The following is a 17,747-nucleotide window of genomic DNA, read 5'->3' on the forward strand; positions in this document are numbered from 1 at the left end:
TACCTTAAATTCTGACGACTTTTGAAACGCCATTGATATCTTTCAGCTTTTTAAAAGTTTCATCAAGCTGGCCCCGGTTTTTAACTTCAAGATTGATATTTCCGATAAAAACCCCATTGTTGGATTCTATCGACATGCTTTTCATATCCATTCCCATTGCGCCGCTGATTACGGTAGTAATATCATTGATCATTCCCATTCTGTCGAGCCCTTCAATCTCAATTTTGATACGGTTTTTAAAGCTCTCTTCATTCACCCATTTTGCAGGGATTACCCGGTAATCGTATTGAGCTCTGAGATTAATCGCATTGGGACACGTATCGCTGTGTACTTTTATTCCTTCAGAAATGGTAATAAAACCAAAAATCTTATCTCCGGGAATTACCGTGCAGCATTTTGCATAGCTGTAATTGAGTTTTTCTTCATCTTTCCCGAAAACAATCATATCAAGGTTGATCTCTTTCGGCTCTTCGTAATGCTGGCTTTTATTGGATGATCTTTTGAATCTGGAAAGCAGATTATTAAATACATTTTTACTTTCAACGTATTTTCTGATGCTGCTTGCATCCAGTTCATTCGTCTGGAACTTTAAAAATAATTCCTGAGAAGTTTTCAGATTAAAAAACTTTTGCAGCTTATTGATTTCTTCATCATTAAAATTAAGTTTCGCATGCCGCAGCTTTCGTTGTAAAATTTCTTTTCCATCTTCAACAAGCTGGTTTTTCTGTGAATTTAAGTAGCCCTTAATTTTTGATTTCGCTTTCGACGTTACCACAAACTCGAGCCAGTCAGACTTAGGTTTTTGGTTTTGAGAAGAAAGAATGTCAATCTGATCTCCATTTTGAAGAACATAAGAAATCGGAACCAGTTTACCGTTTATTTTAGCGCCTAAACACTTCATTCCCAGATCAGAATGTACCGAAAAGGCAAAATCAAGAGCTGTAGCATTAGTGGGCAGAATTTTTATTTCTCCTTTTGGCGTAAAGACAAAAACTTCTTTTGAATATAAATTCAGTTTAATATTATCTAAAAGTTCGGAAGTGGTAAGATTTTGCTGCTGTTCCAGAACTTCTCTGATTTCTGTTACCCAATTTTCAAAATTCCTGTCATCGGAGGTTTGTTTGTACCCTTCTTTGTATTTATAGTGGGCTGCAACGCCTTTTTCGGCAATATCATCCATCCTTTCGGAACGAATCTGTACCTCGATCCATTTTTTATCCGGCCCAAGTACGGTTAGATGCAGGCTTTCATATCCTGTAGAACGTGGCTGTGTGATCCAGTCCCGCATTCGGGAAGGATTACTGTGATACACATCGGTTACAATCGAATAAATTTTCCAGGCCAGGAACTTTTCGTTTTTAGCATCCGATTTATAAATAATCCTGATGGCGTAATTGTCAAAAACTTCCTCAAAGGTAACGCCCTGCTTCAGCATTTTTCTGTAAATGGAAGAGATGGCTTTGGCGCGTCCTTTTATGGTGACATTCAGTCCTTCTTCGTGTAATCTTTCAGAAACTTCTTTCTTAAATTCATCAATGTAGCGTTCCCGGTTTTCTTTGGCCAGTTCTAATTTTTCGGTAATTTCATTAAAAACTTCAGGACTGTTGTATTTCAGAGAAAGATCTTCCAGTTCGGATTTAATATTATACAAACCTAAACGGTGCGCCATCGGAGCATAAATATATACGGTTTCTGAGGCGATTTTTTTCTGTTTATCGGGCGCCATGCTTTCAAGCGTCCTCATATTGTGAAGGCGGTCTGCGATTTTGATCAGGATAACCCGGAAATCTTCTGAAAGCGTGAGCAACAGTTTTCTGTAATTTTCAGACTGCACAGAGATATTCTGATGGTTCATGATCGATATCTTTGTCAATCCGTTTACAATTCCGGCTATTCTTTCCCCGAAAATCTTCTTCAGGTCTTCATAGGTATAATCCGAATCTTCAATAACATCATGAAGCAAGGCACATGCGATGGATGTCGCCCCCAAACCTATTTCCTTGGCCACAATCTTGGCTACAGCAATAGGATGATAGATGTAGGGTTCCCCGGATTTTCTTCTCTGGTCTTTATGAGCATCCAGCGCGATATCAAATGCTTTTCGAATGAGTTTATTGTTTTCTTCATCCAAAGTCCTGTATGTATTAGAAATCAGGTCTTTATACCTCGCTAATATTTCTTTACTCTCTTGCTCTACATTATAACTCATTTGTGGAAAAGGCTTTATTTTACACGAAAATACGAAAAATTATAGGATTTATCAATGTTTATAAAGCGAAAAATCCGCAGGGATAGCTGCGGATTTCAGTTAATAGTTTTATTTAATTAAAATTTCACCTCAGAATCTATTCCGCTGTGTTGAAGTTTTCTTTTCACATCCGGACTGGTGTGAATTTCTGCCTTGCTTCTGGCGTCGATAAATTTTTTCAGATTTGTGTAAGAAGCCTCATTGATCGTCATATTTTCAAACAGATATGTTTTTAAAACAAAATTATCCGCAAAAGTAGCTTGTGCCGTTTCAGAATGGTTATTGCTCTTGATTTCCACACTTGCCCAATAAGAAGAATGATGATCATCGTTGAGATACACGATATAATCTGAATCTCCAAAACCTGAATTTTCAAGATCAGACTCAAGTTTTTTATAATCACTGTGACGCTCAAATAATCCTGCTAAAATGCTTGACATAATATTTTGTTTTGGTATCTAAAGATACTCATATTTTTAAAAATATTGATAATAATTTAAAATATTTTACAATTTCTTATTTTATCTATAAAAAATTAGTAGAAATTAAGAAATTATCTATTTTAAATAAAGCCATTATTATTTAAGAAATCTTTCTAATAATCTACGTGAATAGAAATTATTAAAGGATAATTAATTGATTTTTCCCCATTTTTGATTATTCATGATGGTGTCAATTTTTTCATAAAATTTTGTAAGACTTAAAGTTCCTTTTTCTCCGTAATCATATATTTTTGTTGTTTTTCCATTGTCAAAAATAATTTCGGTTTCAATAGAAGAACAGTCTTGACAATCAATACTGTATATTACTTTTAGACTACTGAAATTAATTTCATTTAGATATTTAGATAGATTTTTAAAACTTAAATTATACCTTCCCAAATATTTTCCTTTTAAATTTTTATAATAATAGGAGTGAAGAATAGTTGAGTCCTTTTTTAATGTTAAACTGTAGATTCTTCCCGGTGCATAACCGCCATTTTTATTAAAAACTATTTTTTCAATATGATGATTTTTGGTAGATGTGAATTCTGTCAATTGGTTGTTTTTAATCATTAACGTATCATATCGTAACATATCATTTCTATCATTAATATGTTTTTTGAAACTTAATAATTTAATCAAATCTCGATTTTTGTGACGTAATATTTTGGCAGAAATGATATCATAAATTTTTTGCTTTCCGGGATTTAAAATTTGATAACCTCTTTTGCTGCTCAATATCAAAAGAGTATTTTTGTGATCATCTTCAATAAAAATTTTCACAATATTATCCTCATTTTTAGATTTTGAATAGCTGAGATTTACTAAATAATCTTTCTTGCTGTCATTATTGAAATCCGCCTCATAAATAGGCTTAAAATTCTCCTTATATACGATTTCTCTAAAACTTTTTATTGAATCAATATAATCATACCCGTAAGAGAAATCTGTTTTTAATTCTAAGTCTTTATATTCGTCATGTGAATGAATGATTTTTAAAATTTCCTTTTCATTAAGGTTTTTTTTCTCACAAGACAGCAGGAGAATAATTCCGATCAAAAGAATAATAAATTTCATTTGTAAGTTTTAATTGGTAAAAGGGCTGTTTAAAAATTAATCAGGCTCTAAATTATTCAAATTAATCTAAATTCTTTCAATCTTAATTTCCTCAACAATTTCAGGATTCAAAAGGGTAGAGATGTCACCAAAATTACTGAGATCTCCTTCGGCAATTTTTCTTAAAATCCTACGCATGATTTTTCCTGACCGCGTTTTTGGCAGCCCGGAAACAAACTGAATTTTATCTAATTTTGCAATAGGTCCGATCTGGTCCGAAATCAGCTGATTAATTTCCTTTTTCAGATTTTCTTTCTGGCGGCTTTCTCCGCTTTCTTTTAAAATCACAAAACCGTAAAGCGCGCTCCCTTTAATATCATGCGGAAAACCTACAATCGCAGATTCTGCTACAGCAGGATGTTCATTAATGCTGTCTTCAATAGGCGCGGTTCCTAAATTGTGCCCCGAAACGATCACGACATCATCCACTCTTCCGGTAATTCTGTAATAGCCAACTTCATCTCTCAGAGCACCGTCTCCAGTGAAATATTTTCCCGGAAAAGCAGTAAAATAGGTCTCTTTATAACGTTGATGATCTCCCCAAATGGTTCTTGCAATTCCCGGCCACGGAAACCTGATGCATAAATTTCCGGTAACCTGGTTTCCGGTGATTTCGTTGCGTTTGTCATCCATTAACACGGGCTGAACTCCCGGTAAAGGAAGTGTCGCATATGTAGGTTTTGTTGGGGTGACAAATGGGATCGGTGAGATCATAATTCCTCCGGTTTCCGTTTGCCACCATGTATCGACAATCGGGCATTTCTTTCTTCCGACATGATCATTAAACCAATGCCAAGCTTCATCATTAATGGGTTCTCCCACAGATCCTATGACTCGCAAAGAGCTTAAATCATGCTTATCAACCCAATCTGCACTTTCTTTTGCTAAAGAACGGATCGCAGTAGGAGCGGTATAGAATTGTGTAACTTTATGCTTTTCAATAATTTCCCAGAATCGGTCTGGCTCAGGATAAGTGGGTATTCCTTCAAAAATAACAGTGGTAGCTCCGTTGATAAGCGGCCCGTAAAGAATGTAGGAATGTCCCGTAATCCAGCCGATATCTGCGGTACACCAATACACATCGTTTTCCTGATAGTTAAAAACGTTCTTAAAGGTGTAACCTGTATACACCATATAGCCTGCACAGGTATGCAGCATGCCTTTCGGCTTTCCGGTTGATCCTGAAGTGTACAATATAAATAAAGGATCTTCGGCATCCATAATTTGAGTGACAAAATCGGCAGAAGTTTTTTCAAATAAGCCTTCCATCCAAAAATCCCGTCCTTCCTGCATATTTACTTTATTATCAGTTCTTTTAACCACTAAAACATGTTCAACGGTTTGGCATTGTTCCAATGCTTCATCAATAATACTTTTCAGATCTAAGATCTTACTTCCTCTGTAACTTCCGTCTGAAGTGATCATCATTTTCGCACCGCAGTCGTTTACTCTTGATGCGACTGCCGCCGCTGAAAATCCGGCAAAAATAACAGAATGTACCGCTCCTAATTTTGCACAGGCCAACATCACAACTGCCAGTTCCGGAATCATCGGAAGATAAATGCATACTCTGTCTCCTTTTTTGATTCCCATTTCTTTCAGTACATTGGCTGTTTTATTTACTCTCCTGTAAAGCTCGCTGTACGAAATATGCTGTGACTTTTCCTGAGGATCATTAGGTTCCCAGATGATGGCTGTTTTTTCTCCGCGTATGGAAAGATGTCTGTCTAGGCAATTTTTGGTAATATTCAGCTTCGCATTTTTGAACCATGTGATTTTTGCCTTGTCCATATCATATTTTACCACCTTATTCCATCTTTGATACCACACGAAATTTTTATCGGCAATGCCATCCCAGAATTTTTTGGGATTTTTAATTGATTTTTTATATTGTTCGTAGTAGTGGGGCAGGTCTTCTATGATGTAATTTCTCATACTTTTGGTCTGAAATTAAATTATAATGAATTAGCAGCAATCAAATATTATTCTGTATTCTAAAATATTAAGAAAATATGAGAATGAAGTATAAATTAAAGTTTTTATTTTTTGAAATTAGATTTTGTCATGTCGGCGGTTTGTCATATCTTTGCGCCTAATGAATAAAACAGTATTTATATCATTAGAATTTCCGGGCTATAACGATGCCCTTTACGATATTTATTATTATTAAGCGAAGATTTGTCTTCGCTTTTTTTTTGTGAAAAATTAGGATCATATGTTTACGATTACAGAGCTTAGCAACGAAAGAATCAATAGTATAATTACAGAAGCCCTTGCTTTTGCTGACGGAAAAACGGCCAGAATTAATGGTGAAGTTTTCTGTGCCAATCTTTTTTTTGAAGACAGCACGAGAACAAAGACGAGCTTTGATATTGCAGAGAGAAAATTAGGTTTGCAGGTTGTTCCTTTCGATGCTTCTCACAGCTCGGTAAATAAAGGTGAAAGTTTATACGACACGGTAAAAACAATTGAAAGTTTAGGGGTAAATCTCGTGGTAATCAGAGATAAAAAAGACAGGTATTTTGATGATTTAAAAAATATTAATATTCCGATCATTAACGGGGGAGACGGAACTGGAAATCACCCGTCACAATGTATGCTCGATTTAATGACCATTTATCAGGAGTTCGGAAAATTCGAAGGGTTGAAAGTAGGGATTGTGGGCGATGTGAAACACAGTCGCGTTGCCAATTCCAATGCAGAAGCTTTAAAAAGATTAGGTGCTAAAGTCTATTTCTCAGGTCCGGAACAATGGTTTGACGAAGGAACTGTCATCAATGAAACTTATCTCTCTGTGGATGAATTAATAAAAGAGGTTGATGTACTAATGCTATTGAGAATCCAGCACGAGAGACACGATTCCCAAATGAGTTTTTCGGCTTCAGAGTACCACAGGAAATACGGTTTAACGAAAGAGAGAGAAAAAATGATGAAAAAAGAGGCAATTATTATGCATCCTGCCCCGATCAACAGAGGCGTTGAAATCGATACAGATTTGGTTGAATGTGAACGCTCAAGAATTTTCAAACAAATGCAGAACGGTGTTTTTGCAAGAATGGCAATTCTTAAAAACGCTTTGGAAGAAAAAGGATTTACTTTTAAATAAATTGGTAAAACTTACAGAATACAAAAATAAGTAGAAATAGATAAAAAGTTAAAATGAAGAAAAAATTAATACTGGAGTCTGGTGAAGTGTTTCATGGAGAAGGTTTCGGGTCAGAATGGGAAACTGCAGGGGAAGTGGTTTTCAATACCGGAATGACTGGATATCAGGAACTGATCTCCGATCCGTCATACTGCGGTCAGATTGTTTGTATGACTTATCCGCTGATCGGTAATTATGGAATTAACAGAGATGATTATGAAAGTATCGAGCCTGCCATCAAAGGGCTTATTGTAAAGGAAGTTTGCGACCTGCCTTCTAATTTCCGTACTCAGATTACTTTAGACGAATTATTTAAAAAGAAAAACCTTTCAGGAATTTCAGGAATCGATACCAGAAGACTGACAAGAATTCTTCGTAATTCCGGAGTAGTGAAGGGTAAAATCGTCAATGGTGATATAGATGAAAATTCAATTGTTGAAGAATTAAAATCAACCACTTTCCCTACCAATCAGGTAGAGCAGGTTTCTACAAAAACATCTTATGCAAATCCTGGAAGAGGTTTTAAGGTAGTGCTTGTAGATTTTGGTTCTAAACTTGGGATTATCAGAGAATTATCACAAAGAAACTGCGACATTATTGTCGTTTCACAAGATACCACGGCGGAAGAAATTTTATTAATGGATCCGGACGGAATTATGTTGTCAAATGGTCCTGGAGATCCGGAAGATAACCCAAAAGCGTTGGAGATGATCCGTGGATTATTAGGTAAAGTTCCGATCTTCGGAATCTGTCTCGGACATCAACTCATCGGTTTGGCTTGCGGAGCGAAAACCTTCAAGTTGAAATTCGGACACAGAGGAGGAAACCACCCGGTTTTAGATATAGAAAAAAATAAAGTGGCGATCACATCCCAAAATCATGGGTATGCTGTAGATCAGGAAAGTTTGAAAGGAACAGATTTAATCGAAACGCATATCGCATTGAACGACAGAACAAACGAAGGGCTGAAGCACAAAATTCATCCTTGTTTCTCTGTACAGTATCACCCGGAAGCTAGTCCGGGTCCGGAAGATGCGAATTATTTATTTGATGATTTCATCTATTTAATGGAGGATTTTAAAAATAAGAAGAATCAATAAAACGATTAGTTTGTCATTCGGAATGAAACGAAGCGTAATGAAAAATCTCCAAAAAAGTTTAGATTCCTACGGAATGACAATGTGTGAGAAAATTAAGTCAAAATAAAAATACAATGCTAAAAAGTCTAATATCTAGCTTCTAGCATCTCATCTAAATTAAAAAATGGCAAAACGTACAGATATAAAAACAATTTTAGTAATCGGATCCGGACCTATCATCATTGGTCAGGCGGCAGAATTCGATTACGCAGGAACGCAGGCTTGCCTGTCTTTGAGAGAAGAAGGGTATAAGGTGATTTTGATCAATTCAAATCCGGCAACGATCATGACCGATGTTGAAATCGCAGATAAAGTGTATATCGAGCCGATTTCACTTCAGTTTGTAAGTCACATCATCAGAAAAGAACGTCCGGATGCACTTTTACCGACTCTTGGCGGACAAACCGGATTGAATATGGCGGTAGAGCTGGAAAAATCAGGAATTCTTGAAGAGTGTAAAGTTGAGGTTCTCGGAACTACGCTTTCTGCCATCAACAGAGCCGAAGACAGAGATTTGTTCCGTGAGCTGATGCGAGAGCTGAACGAGCCCGTTCCGGAATCTGATATTGTCAATACCGTGGAAGGCGCATTGAGATTTGCGGAAGAAATCGGTTATCCGGTTATCGTTCGTCCTGCTTTTACCATGGGAGGAACAGGAGGCGGAATCGCTGCCAACGAAGCAGAATTAAAGGAAATTGCAGAATTAGGGTTAAAATACAGTCCGGTTACGCAATGTCTTATCGAAAGATCAATTGCAGGTTTCAAAGAAATAGAATACGAAGTAATGCGTGATGCAAACGACAATGCGATTGTGGTTTGTAACATGGAAAACATAGATCCGGTAGGCGTTCACACTGGTGACTCGATTGTAGTGGCGCCTTCGCAGACGCTTTCTGACCGAGAATACCAAATGCTAAGAAATGCATCTTTGAAAATCATCAGAGCATTGGGAATTGAAGGCGGATGTAACGTACAGTTGGCTTTAGACCCAGATTCATTTGATTATTACATTATCGAGGTAAACCCGAGAGTTTCCCGCTCGTCGGCTTTGGCAAGTAAAGCAACGGGATATCCGATTGCGAAAATTGCTGCAAAAATCGCAGTAGGATTAACGTTGGACGAAATTATGAATCCGGTGACGGGCAAAACATACGCCTGTTTTGAGCCGGCTTTGGATTATGTAGTCACTAAATTCCCAAGGTTTCCATTCGATAAATTTGAAACAGCAGACAGAAGACTGTCGACGCAGATGAAAGCAACGGGTGAAGTAATGGCCATCGGAAGAAACTTCGAAGAGTCTTTACAAAAAGCCGTTCGTTCTCTGGAAACGGGTTTAAGACATTTAGGCTTAAAAACAAAACAGGCAGCCGCATTAACGGATGAAGATATCGAAAGAAGAATCCGTGTGTGTGATGACGAAAGACTATTCATTATTTGCGATGCCTTAAGAAGAGGATACGATTGGGAACAAATCGTAGAATGGAGTAAAATTGATAAATTCTTCATCTGGAAATTAAAGAAACTTGTAGATTTTGAAAAAACAATTGCCGCTCATAAATTCGATAAAGAAATTTTAATTCAGGCTAAAAAATTAGGATTCTCAGATCAGAATATTGCTCACTTATGGGAATCTACTCAGCGTGAAGTATATACTTTCAGAAAAGAAAACGGAGTGATTCCGGTGTACAAAATGGTCGATACCTGTGCGGCAGAATTCGAAAGTGAAACCCCTTATTTCTATGGAACCTATGAAGAAGAAAATGAAAGTGTGGTTTCAGACAAACAAAAAGTGGTGGTTTTAGGTTCGGGTCCTATCAGAATCGGACAGGGAGTTGAGTTCGATTACGCAACGGTGCATTCGGTTTGGGCGATTAAAGAAATGGGCTATGAAGCGATTATCATCAATAATAACCCGGAAACGGTATCTACAGACTTCTCGATTTCAGATAAATTATACTTCGAGCCTTTGACGGAAGAAGATGTGATGAACATCATCGATCTTGAAAAACCAATGGGAGTTGTGGTTCAGTTTGGCGGACAAACCGCGATCAATTTAGCCGATAAATTAGCAGCTTACGGAGTGAAAATTTTAGGGACTTCTCTCGAAGATCTTGATCGTGCTGAAAACAGGGATAAATTTGAAAAAGCCCTTCAGGAAATGGGAATTCCGCAGCCTTTAGGGAAAACTTCCACGTCCAAAGAAGAAGCAATAAAGATTGCGAACGAGATCGGCTATCCTGTTTTGGTCCGTCCAAGCTACGTTTTAGGAGGCAGAGCCATGGAAATTGTGTATACCGAAGCCGAACTTTCTCATTACATGGAATTTGCAGTAGATGCAAGTCCGGATCAGCCGGTTTTAGTTGACCGTTACATTACCGGAAGAGAAGTGGAAGTCGATGCAATTTGTGATGGTGAAACGGTGATCATCCCGGGAATTATGGAACATATCGAAAGAGCGGGAGTTCACTCAGGAGACTCAATCGCTGTTTATCCGCCACAGAATGTTTCTCAGGCAGAAATCGATACCTTGGTAGATTATACTGAAAGACTGGCGAAAGGACTGAATGTGATCGGCTTAATGAATATTCAGTACGTTCTTTCTGAAGGAAATGTGTACGTGATCGAGGTAAATCCGCGTTCATCAAGAACGGTTCCTTTCTTATCTAAAATTACAGAAGTTCCAATGGCTAATTTAGCAACAAAAGCTATTTTAGGCCAGAAACTGAAAGATTTAGGCTACAAAAACGGCTTGGTTCCCAATAAAGAAGGGGTCTTTGTAAAAGTTCCGGTATTTTCATTCTCAAAACTAACAAAAGTTGACATCTCTTTAGGACCGGAAATGAAGTCGACCGGAGAAGTCATGGGGAAAGACACCACTTTGGAAAAAGCATTGTACAAAGGATTGGTTGCAGCGGGAAGAAAAGTTCCGATGCATGGTTCGATATTATTCACGGTAGCTGATAAACACAAGCAGGAAGCGGCAGATTTGGCAGCAAGATTTCATGAGGTAGGTTTCAGAATCTGGGCAACGGAAGGAACTGCAAAATTCTTCGGAGAACAAGGAATTCCTTGCAAAATCGGATACAAAATTGGAGAAGAAAGTGTGAACCTGATTGATCTGATCCAGAAAGGAAAGGTGCAGTATGTTGTCAATACCATGACAAAAGGAAAGCAGTCTGAGAGAGACGGTTTCCAGATCAGAAGAATGAGTGTGGAAAACGGGGTACCTTGTTTAACTTCAATGGATACGGTAGAAGCTATCTTAAAAGTGATCGAAAGCATGAGTTTTAAAATGGAAGTAATGTAGTTTTAAAAAATAAAATAAAATATTATCCCCGTTAGTTTTCTTGCGGGGTTTTTATTTGCTGATCTCTATAAATTTGAATACTTTCGGTACAATAAATATAATAATAATATGGAAGAATCAAACAACTCAAATAATCAAGACCGTAAAACCCCAAAAGTGACTGGGATTGGCGGTATTTTTTTCTTTTCAGAAGATCCTGCAGAAACCAGAAAATGGTATGCTGAAAATCTAGGATTTGACGTGAATGACTGGGGTTCTACTTTTAAATCAAGAAATATAGAACGTCCTGAGGAAATTAATCAGCTGCAGTGGTCGCCTTTTAAAAATGGAAGCGACTATTTTTCGCCATCGAAAAAAGATTTTATGATTAATTATCAGGTTCAGAATATTGAAGCGTTGGTAGAAAAATTAAAACAAAACCGAGTGACGGTTGTCGATGAAATTGCAGCTTATGACTACGGAAAGTTCGTACACATCATGGATGCAGACGGAAATAAACTGGAACTTTGGGAACCTGCAAAGGATGAAGTTTAGAATAGCTAGAATCTATAGCCAGTAATATTTTAACAAAATTTATCAAAATCACATATACATTTTCTGACTGCTAATTTGTATTTTTAAACAAAATTTTACAAGTGAAAAAGTTATTATTTACACTTTGCATATCGGCATCAGCGTTAGGTTTTGCACAGGATTATTCAGTACCTGCGGTGAGTCCGCGTCAAAAAGTGGAACAGCAGTTCTCAATGTCTAAAATCATTGTTGATTACGGAAGACCGGGCGTGAAAGGCCGTAAAATCTTCGGAGAACTGGTTCCTTACAACCAGGTTTGGAGAGCCGGAGCAAATTCTTCCACGAAAATTACCTTCGGACAGGCGGTAAACTTTGGCGGAAAAACAGTTGCGGCAGGAACATACGGATTGTTTATCGTTCCCACGGAAAAAGAATGGAAAGTGATTTTAAATAAAGACTTCCAGCAATGGGGCGCTTATACGTATGATCCCAAACAGGATGTTGTAGATATTACAGTGCCTGTAAACAAACTTGCAGATAAGCAGGAATGGTTCGAAATTACACTAAATCCAACCGATGAAAACTCCGGAAATCTGGTCATCAAATGGGATATGGCGCAAGCTGAAGTTACTTTAAAACCTGCAAAACCGGAAACTGTAACAAAAATTGCCGAAAAGCTGAAAGAAATCAAAAAAATAGAATCTGACGCGGCGAAGTCAAAAAGCTAAGCAGATTGTACGATTTTATTAAAACAAATATCTGCAGATGGATTTTTCAATTCAGAAAATAGTAGAAAATTCAGAATATCAATTAATCCCCTTACAGCAAGGGGATTTTGAATCTCTGTACGCTGTCGCATCAGATCCTGAAATCTGGAAACAGCATCCTAATAAAGACCGGTATCAAAGAGGAGTTTTTGAAAACTTTTTCAAAGGAGCCTTAGAAAGTAGCGGTGCATTTAAAATTATCGATAAAATTACGGGCGAGGTTTTGGGAAGCACCCGTTTTTATGATTTTAATGAAAAAAAGAACAGCATTTTCATAGGATATACTTTTTATGGAACAAAATTTTGGGGCAAAGGAGTTAATCCTAAGATCAAAAAGCTAATGCTTGACTATATTTTTCAATTTGTAGATACGGTACATTTTCATATTGGCAAAGAGAATATACGTTCTCAAATTGCGATGGAAAGACTGGGCGGACAAAAAATCGCTGAAGAAGAAGTTGCCTATTTTGGAGAACCGGCTAAAACAAATTTTGTATACGAAATCAAAAAAGAAAACTGGATATGAGAAAATTTAAAATTCAAAAATCGCCGTTAATCGTTCCCACCACAGACGGAAAATTAATTGAAGAACACTGGGGAAATTCTACTCAGAACCCAAATATCTCCATCGCTCATATGATCGCGCCCGGCGAATGGAGCGAGCCGCACCAGACTCCGGATTTTGATGAATTCACTTTAATCATTTCAGGAAAAAAACAATTTGAGATTGACGGTGAAGTGATTGTATTGGAAAAAGGGCAAAGCATTATGATCCAGAAAGGAGCCAGAGTGCGCTACAGCAATCCCTTTCCAGAGTCTTGTGAATACGTTTCAATCTGTCTTCCAGCATTCTCAATGGAATCGGTAAACAAAGAACAGGAAGGCGTAGATTAATACAATGTAACCAGTCTAATAATGTAACGATGTACCAATTTTGACATTGGTACATTGTTACATTTACATTTTACTTCAAAATCTCTTTCAAAAACATCAAGGTATGGTTCCATGCTCTTTTAGCCATCATCGGATTGTAATCTGATGATTTCGGATCTGTAAAAGTATGTTTAGAATGCGCATAAGTGATGATTTGCCAGTCAGCATTGCCATCATTCATTTCTTTGATTAAATTATTATAATCTTCCGGAGTTACACTTTTATCATCAGCAGGATTTTCTATTAGCATTTTAGCGGCAATCGGCTCATTTTTTCTGGTCTGATCTTTTGCCAGACTCCCGTGAATGGAAACAACGCCCACAACCGGTAATTTTCCTCTTACAGATTCCAAAGCACCGGTTCCGCCGAAACAATATCCGATTACTGCAATTTTGTCGGGAATCGCGCCATTTTTCTTCAGCTGATCTAAAGCCAGAGAAATTCTTTTCTGGTAAGCTTCAAAGTTTTTTTTGTAATATCCGGAAGTTTTTGCGGCAGAATCTCCGTCAGCCGGGATATTTCCTTCCCCGTAAATATCTGCGACAAAAGCAATATACCCTTGTTTTTCCAGCTCTGCCGCTGCATTTTTTGCTTCATCATCAATCCCTTTCCATGCCGGAAGAATAAGAATGCCGGGAAGTTTTTTTCCTGTATTGGAAGTGACTAAACCGTTCAGTTTCTGCGAACCGTCCTGGTAAGAAACTGTTTTAAGATTCTGGCTGAATAGGGTTCCTGAACTCATAAGAAAAGCGGTTAATAACATTGAACGTATCATATTTTGTACTATTTGGTTATATTATTGATTATGTATATTTTTCAATAAATTCTTTTCTAAAATTAATGAAAATTATTTACAGTCAGGGCTTAAAATTTTACATTTAAATCAATCAGTTCCTGTTCTAAATCTGTTTCCGGAGTTATATGAATGACATGAAAGCCTAAACTTTTTGCCATTTCAATATTTTTAAAATTATCATCAATAAATACAGATTCTTCAGCATTTATATGATATCTTTCCAAAAGCAGCTGCCATATTCTTGGATCAGGCTTAATGAGTTTTTCGGTTCCGGAAACGACAATTTTACCGTCAAAAAGCTGGAAAAAATCATAATTTTCTAATGCGTACGGAAACGTTTCTTCAGACCAGTTGGTGAGTCCAAACAGTTGATAATCAGTTTTATTTAGCTTCCTGAGAATTTCAACATGACGCGGAATTTCACTTTTGAGCATAACCGTCCAGTTGTCATAATATGCGCGGATTTCTTTTTCCCATTCCGGAAACTGCTGTACCTGAAAATCAGTCCCCTCCAGAAGGCTTCTTCCCCGGTCTTGTTCAATATTCCATTCATCATGGGCAATTTCTTTAAGGAAATATTCCATTCTTTCATCATCATTAAAATAATCTTTGAAAAAATACCTTGGATTCCAGTCTACTAAAACGCCGCCAAAGTCGAATATGATGTTTTTGATTTCCATTTATTTTTAATTATCAATTGATCTATTTATTAGGGAATAAATTGATATTCCCCGTTTTCATACAGTGCATTAATATGGTGTAAACCATTGGTTAAGATAATTTCTTTTGCTCCTACAATCGAATTGTATCGTGCTGTTTGCTCGAATGTTTTTTCTGATAATTTAATAGACGGGGCTTTACATTCAATCAAGATTTTAGCCTGTGCTTTTTCGGTTACCAAAAGGTCAATCCTTTTAGTCAAACCATTAAGGACAATTTTTTTTTCGGTGATCAGCGCAGAGGCAGAATACGATTTTACGATGAGATAATAATGGATCCAGTGCTGTCGTACCCATTCTTCGGGAGTGAGCAAAAGGTAAGTTTTACGGACAAGGTCATAAATAAAAAACTTATCTTTGTCTTTCTTGAATTTAAAATCAAAAGTTTCCCGAAAATTAAGTTTTGGAAGTTCCATTAAAAGATGAAAGAATTAGATTTAATCCTCAAAAATATTAAAAATAAAGAAGTTCTGCCGATTTATTTTTTCCACGGAGATGAACCTTATTTTATTGATGTTGCCGTAAAGGCATTAGAACATAATTTCCTCGAGGAAGATGAAAAGGCCTTTAATCAAACCGTTACATACGGAAAAGACACTTCTTATCAGGAAATTCTTTCACTGGCAAGACAGTTTCCCATGATGGGCGATAAGCAGGTGATTATTGTAAAAGAAGCGCAGGATTTAAAATTATCTGAAGCAGAAAGTAAAGCGCTGGAAATGTATGTTGACAATCCGGTTCCATCCACCGTACTGGTTTTTGCGCACAAACACAAAAAATTAGACAGCCGAAAAAAGGTAACCAAGTCCCTTGATAAAATTAACGCCCTGTTTCTGAGTGAAACCATCAGAGAAACTCATCTTCCGAAATGGATTGCCGATGAATGCATAAAGTTAAATATAAAAACCGCTCCAAACATTTCGCATCTTCTTGCTGAATATCTTGGGAATGATCTTTCGAGAATTGCCAATGAACTGGGCAAATTAAAAATGATTTTGAAAGACGGAGAAATTCTTGACGGAACCCACATTGAAAATCATATCGGAATCAGCAAAGAATATAATGTCTTTGAGCTTCAGAAAGCTTTAGGAACCAAGAATGTAAATGCGGCGTATAAAATTGCCCATTACATGGGTAAAAATCCTAAGAACAATCCTTTTGTGATGATGCTTTCGAGTTTATACAATTATTTTTCTAATGTGATTATGTATCAGACGATGATCGGGCAGTCTCCGCAAACCATTGCTTCACAGATGGGCGTCAATCCTTATTTTCTAAAAGATTACGCCGAATCGGCACGGCTTTACCCACTCAAACATTCTACCAGAGTCATTTCAATTTTAAGAGAGTTTGATATGAAAGGAAAAGGTCTGGGTGCCGTCAATATGAGCGAGGCAGAGCTTATTAAGGAATTGGTTTATAAAATTATCAATGTAGATCAGGTAAAGATGAAGGTGTAAGTTTCTCATTTATTTGATGCATTTACTTTATTGACGATCGACATATTTAATATCGAAAACTAGCATTAATTTTTCTTTAATTAAACATTAAATTTTACGAAATTTGCAGACTTAATTTTAATCTTTTTGAACTGTTACTATATTATGGAAGAAAATATTTTAGACTGTATCATTGTAGGATCCGGGCCATCCGGTTTTACAGCAGCGATTTATGCAGCAAGAGCAGACCTGAAACCTGAATTATATACCGGTCTGGAACCCGGCGGACAATTAACCACTACCACAGAAGTAGATAATTTTCCGGGGTATCCTTCAGGAATTACCGGCCCGGAAATGATGATGGATCTGCAAAAACAGGCTGAAAGATTTGATACTAAAGTGCATTATGAAATGATCACCAAAGCAGAATTTTCTACGCAAGTTGGCGGAATTCATAAATTATATGCGGGAAATAAAGAGCTTTTTGCGAAAACCGTCATTATTTCTACAGGGGCTACCGCAAAATATTTAGGCCTTGATGACGAAAAAAAATACAATGGAGGAGGAGTTTCTGCATGTGCAACCTGTGACGGTTTTTTCTACAAAGGAAAAGATGTTGTGGTGGTAGGAGCGGGAGATACTGCGGCAGAAGAAGCAACCTATCTTTCCAAATTGTGTAATAAAGTGACCATGTTGGTGAGAAAAGGAGAGTTCAGAGCTTCAAAAGCAATGATTCACCGGGTGAACAATACGCCCAATATTGAAGTGAAATTTCACCACGAGCTGATTGGCATCGAAGGGGAAAATAATCTGGTTGAAAGAGCAGTGGTGATCAACAATCAGACTCAGGAAAAATCTACGATCGATGTTCATGGGATTTTTATCGCGATCGGCCATAAACCGAATACCGATATTTTTGTCGGACAGATCAATTTAGACGAAAACGGATACATTCAAACCGAGAAAGGAACGGCAAAGACCAATTTACCGGGTGTTTTCGCGGCAGGCGATGTTCAGGACCATATTTACAGACAGGCTATTACAGCAGCCGGAAGCGGATGTATGGCTGCCATGGATGCTGAAAAATATTTAGCAGAATTACAGTAAAATAAATCAAACTATAAAAACGCACCTTTTCTGGTG

16 protein-coding genes are annotated in these 17,747 nt (G+C 37.2%); 9 read left to right on the forward strand and 7 right to left on the reverse strand.

Annotated features, from left to right (window positions below):
• Positions 1–4: 4 nt before the first annotated feature.
• The 4 genes from N0B16_RS03175 to acs form a co-directional block, all read right to left on the reverse strand.
• Entirely contained in the window at positions 5–2,209 is a 2,205-nt protein-coding gene (locus N0B16_RS03175) for a RelA/SpoT family protein (RefSeq protein WP_262989276.1), read from the reverse strand.
• 116 nt (positions 2,210–2,325) lie between these two features.
• The gene (locus N0B16_RS03180; protein ID WP_262989277.1) at positions 2,326–2,688 is read right to left on the reverse strand and encodes a hypothetical protein; all 363 of its coding nucleotides are present in this window, start codon (positions 2,686–2,688) and stop codon (positions 2,326–2,328) included.
• Positions 2,689–2,880: 192 nt separating this feature from the next.
• Positions 2,881–3,807 carry a DUF6438 domain-containing protein gene (locus N0B16_RS03185; protein ID WP_262989278.1) on the reverse strand — a complete coding sequence of 309 codons (927 nt, stop codon included), beginning with the start codon at positions 3,805–3,807 and terminating at the stop codon, positions 2,881–2,883.
• 66 nt (positions 3,808–3,873) lie between these two features.
• Entirely contained in the window at positions 3,874–5,781 is a 1,908-nt protein-coding gene (gene acs / locus N0B16_RS03190) for an acetate--CoA ligase (protein ID WP_262989279.1), read from the reverse strand.
• Between the two features lie 280 nt (positions 5,782–6,061).
• Between acs and N0B16_RS03195 the strand changes: the two genes are divergently transcribed.
• The 7 genes from N0B16_RS03195 (at position 6,062) to N0B16_RS03225 (ending at position 13,611) form a co-directional block, all read left to right on the forward strand.
• Entirely contained in the window at positions 6,062–6,952 is an 891-nt protein-coding gene (locus N0B16_RS03195) for an aspartate carbamoyltransferase catalytic subunit (RefSeq protein ID WP_262989280.1), read from the forward strand.
• Between the two features lie 53 nt (positions 6,953–7,005).
• A complete protein-coding gene (locus N0B16_RS03200) occupies positions 7,006–8,091 on the forward strand; it encodes a carbamoyl phosphate synthase small subunit (protein WP_262989281.1) in 1,086 nt (361 codons plus the stop codon).
• A 163-nt stretch (positions 8,092–8,254) separates the two neighbouring features.
• Positions 8,255–11,437, forward strand: a complete 3,183-nt coding sequence (gene carB / locus N0B16_RS03205) for a carbamoyl-phosphate synthase large subunit (RefSeq protein WP_262989282.1) — start codon at positions 8,255–8,257, stop codon at positions 11,435–11,437.
• Between the two features lie 108 nt (positions 11,438–11,545).
• Complete coding sequence (locus tag N0B16_RS03210) at positions 11,546–11,971, forward strand: VOC family protein (RefSeq protein ID WP_262989283.1); 426 nt, start codon at positions 11,546–11,548, stop codon at positions 11,969–11,971.
• Between the two features lie 101 nt (positions 11,972–12,072).
• The gene (locus tag N0B16_RS03215; protein ID WP_262989284.1) at positions 12,073–12,678 is read left to right on the forward strand and encodes a DUF2911 domain-containing protein; all 606 of its coding nucleotides are present in this window, start codon (positions 12,073–12,075) and stop codon (positions 12,676–12,678) included.
• Between the two features lie 37 nt (positions 12,679–12,715).
• On the forward strand, positions 12,716–13,243 hold the full coding sequence (locus N0B16_RS03220) for a GNAT family N-acetyltransferase (RefSeq protein ID WP_262989285.1): 528 nt from the start codon (positions 12,716–12,718) through the stop codon (positions 13,241–13,243).
• Positions 13,240–13,611 (forward strand): cupin domain-containing protein, encoded by a 372-nt coding sequence (locus tag N0B16_RS03225; protein ID WP_262989286.1) that lies wholly within the window; start codon positions 13,240–13,242, stop codon positions 13,609–13,611. The genes N0B16_RS03220 and N0B16_RS03225 overlap by 4 nt, the downstream gene beginning before the upstream one ends.
• Before the next feature lie 70 nt (positions 13,612–13,681).
• On the opposite strand, the gene N0B16_RS03230 is transcribed toward N0B16_RS03225, so the two are convergent.
• From N0B16_RS03230 to N0B16_RS03240, 3 genes are all read right to left on the reverse strand, one after another.
• Positions 13,682–14,425 carry a dienelactone hydrolase family protein gene (locus tag N0B16_RS03230; RefSeq protein WP_262989287.1) on the reverse strand — a complete coding sequence of 248 codons (744 nt, stop codon included), beginning with the start codon at positions 14,423–14,425 and terminating at the stop codon, positions 13,682–13,684.
• 89 nt (positions 14,426–14,514) lie between these two features.
• Complete coding sequence (locus N0B16_RS03235) at positions 14,515–15,126, reverse strand: HAD family hydrolase (RefSeq protein ID WP_262989288.1); 612 nt, start codon at positions 15,124–15,126, stop codon at positions 14,515–14,517.
• Between the two features lie 29 nt (positions 15,127–15,155).
• Positions 15,156–15,581: a type I restriction enzyme HsdR N-terminal domain-containing protein gene (locus N0B16_RS03240; protein WP_262989289.1), complete on the reverse strand. Its 426-nt coding sequence runs from the start codon at positions 15,579–15,581 to the stop codon at positions 15,156–15,158.
• 6 nt (positions 15,582–15,587) lie between these two features.
• Here N0B16_RS03240 and holA point away from each other — a divergent pair, with 6 nt between their 5' ends.
• Together holA and trxB are read left to right on the forward strand one after the other, a co-directional pair.
• Positions 15,588–16,625 carry a DNA polymerase III subunit delta gene (holA, locus tag N0B16_RS03245; RefSeq protein ID WP_262989290.1) on the forward strand — a complete coding sequence of 346 codons (1,038 nt, stop codon included), beginning with the start codon at positions 15,588–15,590 and terminating at the stop codon, positions 16,623–16,625.
• 144 nt (positions 16,626–16,769) lie between these two features.
• Positions 16,770–17,711: a thioredoxin-disulfide reductase gene (trxB, locus tag N0B16_RS03250; protein ID WP_262989291.1), complete on the forward strand. Its 942-nt coding sequence runs from the start codon at positions 16,770–16,772 to the stop codon at positions 17,709–17,711.
• Positions 17,712–17,747: the final 36 nt, after the last annotated feature.

It is taken from the genome of Chryseobacterium gilvum, from assembly GCF_025628965.1.
Taxonomy (GTDB): Bacteria; Bacteroidota; Bacteroidia; order Flavobacteriales; family Weeksellaceae; genus Chryseobacterium; species Chryseobacterium gilvum.

What these genes read in the sequence shown, in the direction of transcription:
- holA (WP_262989290.1), top strand. Translation starts at nt 15,588, where the DNA reads ATGAAAGAATTAGATTTAATCCTCAAAAATATTAAAAATAAAGAAGTT.
- N0B16_RS03175 (WP_262989276.1), bottom strand. Translation starts at nt 2,209, where the DNA reads ATGAGTTATAATGTAGAGCAAGAGAGTAAAGAAATATTAGCGAGGTAT.
- N0B16_RS03200 (WP_262989281.1), top strand. Translation starts at nt 7,006, where the DNA reads ATGAAGAAAAAATTAATACTGGAGTCTGGTGAAGTGTTTCATGGAGAA.
- N0B16_RS03210 (WP_262989283.1), top strand. Translation starts at nt 11,546, where the DNA reads ATGGAAGAATCAAACAACTCAAATAATCAAGACCGTAAAACCCCAAAA.
- N0B16_RS03180 (WP_262989277.1), bottom strand. Translation starts at nt 2,688, where the DNA reads ATGTCAAGCATTTTAGCAGGATTATTTGAGCGTCACAGTGATTATAAA.
- N0B16_RS03220 (WP_262989285.1), top strand. Translation starts at nt 12,716, where the DNA reads ATGGATTTTTCAATTCAGAAAATAGTAGAAAATTCAGAATATCAATTA.
- N0B16_RS03225 (WP_262989286.1), top strand. Translation starts at nt 13,240, where the DNA reads ATGAGAAAATTTAAAATTCAAAAATCGCCGTTAATCGTTCCCACCACA.
- N0B16_RS03195 (WP_262989280.1), top strand. Translation starts at nt 6,062, where the DNA reads ATGTTTACGATTACAGAGCTTAGCAACGAAAGAATCAATAGTATAATT.
- N0B16_RS03185 (WP_262989278.1), bottom strand. Translation starts at nt 3,807, where the DNA reads ATGAAATTTATTATTCTTTTGATCGGAATTATTCTCCTGCTGTCTTGT.
- acs (WP_262989279.1), bottom strand. Translation starts at nt 5,781, where the DNA reads ATGAGAAATTACATCATAGAAGACCTGCCCCACTACTACGAACAATAT.
- trxB (WP_262989291.1), top strand. Translation starts at nt 16,770, where the DNA reads ATGGAAGAAAATATTTTAGACTGTATCATTGTAGGATCCGGGCCATCC.
- carB (WP_262989282.1), top strand. Translation starts at nt 8,255, where the DNA reads ATGGCAAAACGTACAGATATAAAAACAATTTTAGTAATCGGATCCGGA.
- N0B16_RS03235 (WP_262989288.1), bottom strand. Translation starts at nt 15,126, where the DNA reads ATGGAAATCAAAAACATCATATTCGACTTTGGCGGCGTTTTAGTAGAC.
- N0B16_RS03240 (WP_262989289.1), bottom strand. Translation starts at nt 15,581, where the DNA reads ATGGAACTTCCAAAACTTAATTTTCGGGAAACTTTTGATTTTAAATTC.
- N0B16_RS03230 (WP_262989287.1), bottom strand. Translation starts at nt 14,425, where the DNA reads ATGATACGTTCAATGTTATTAACCGCTTTTCTTATGAGTTCAGGAACC.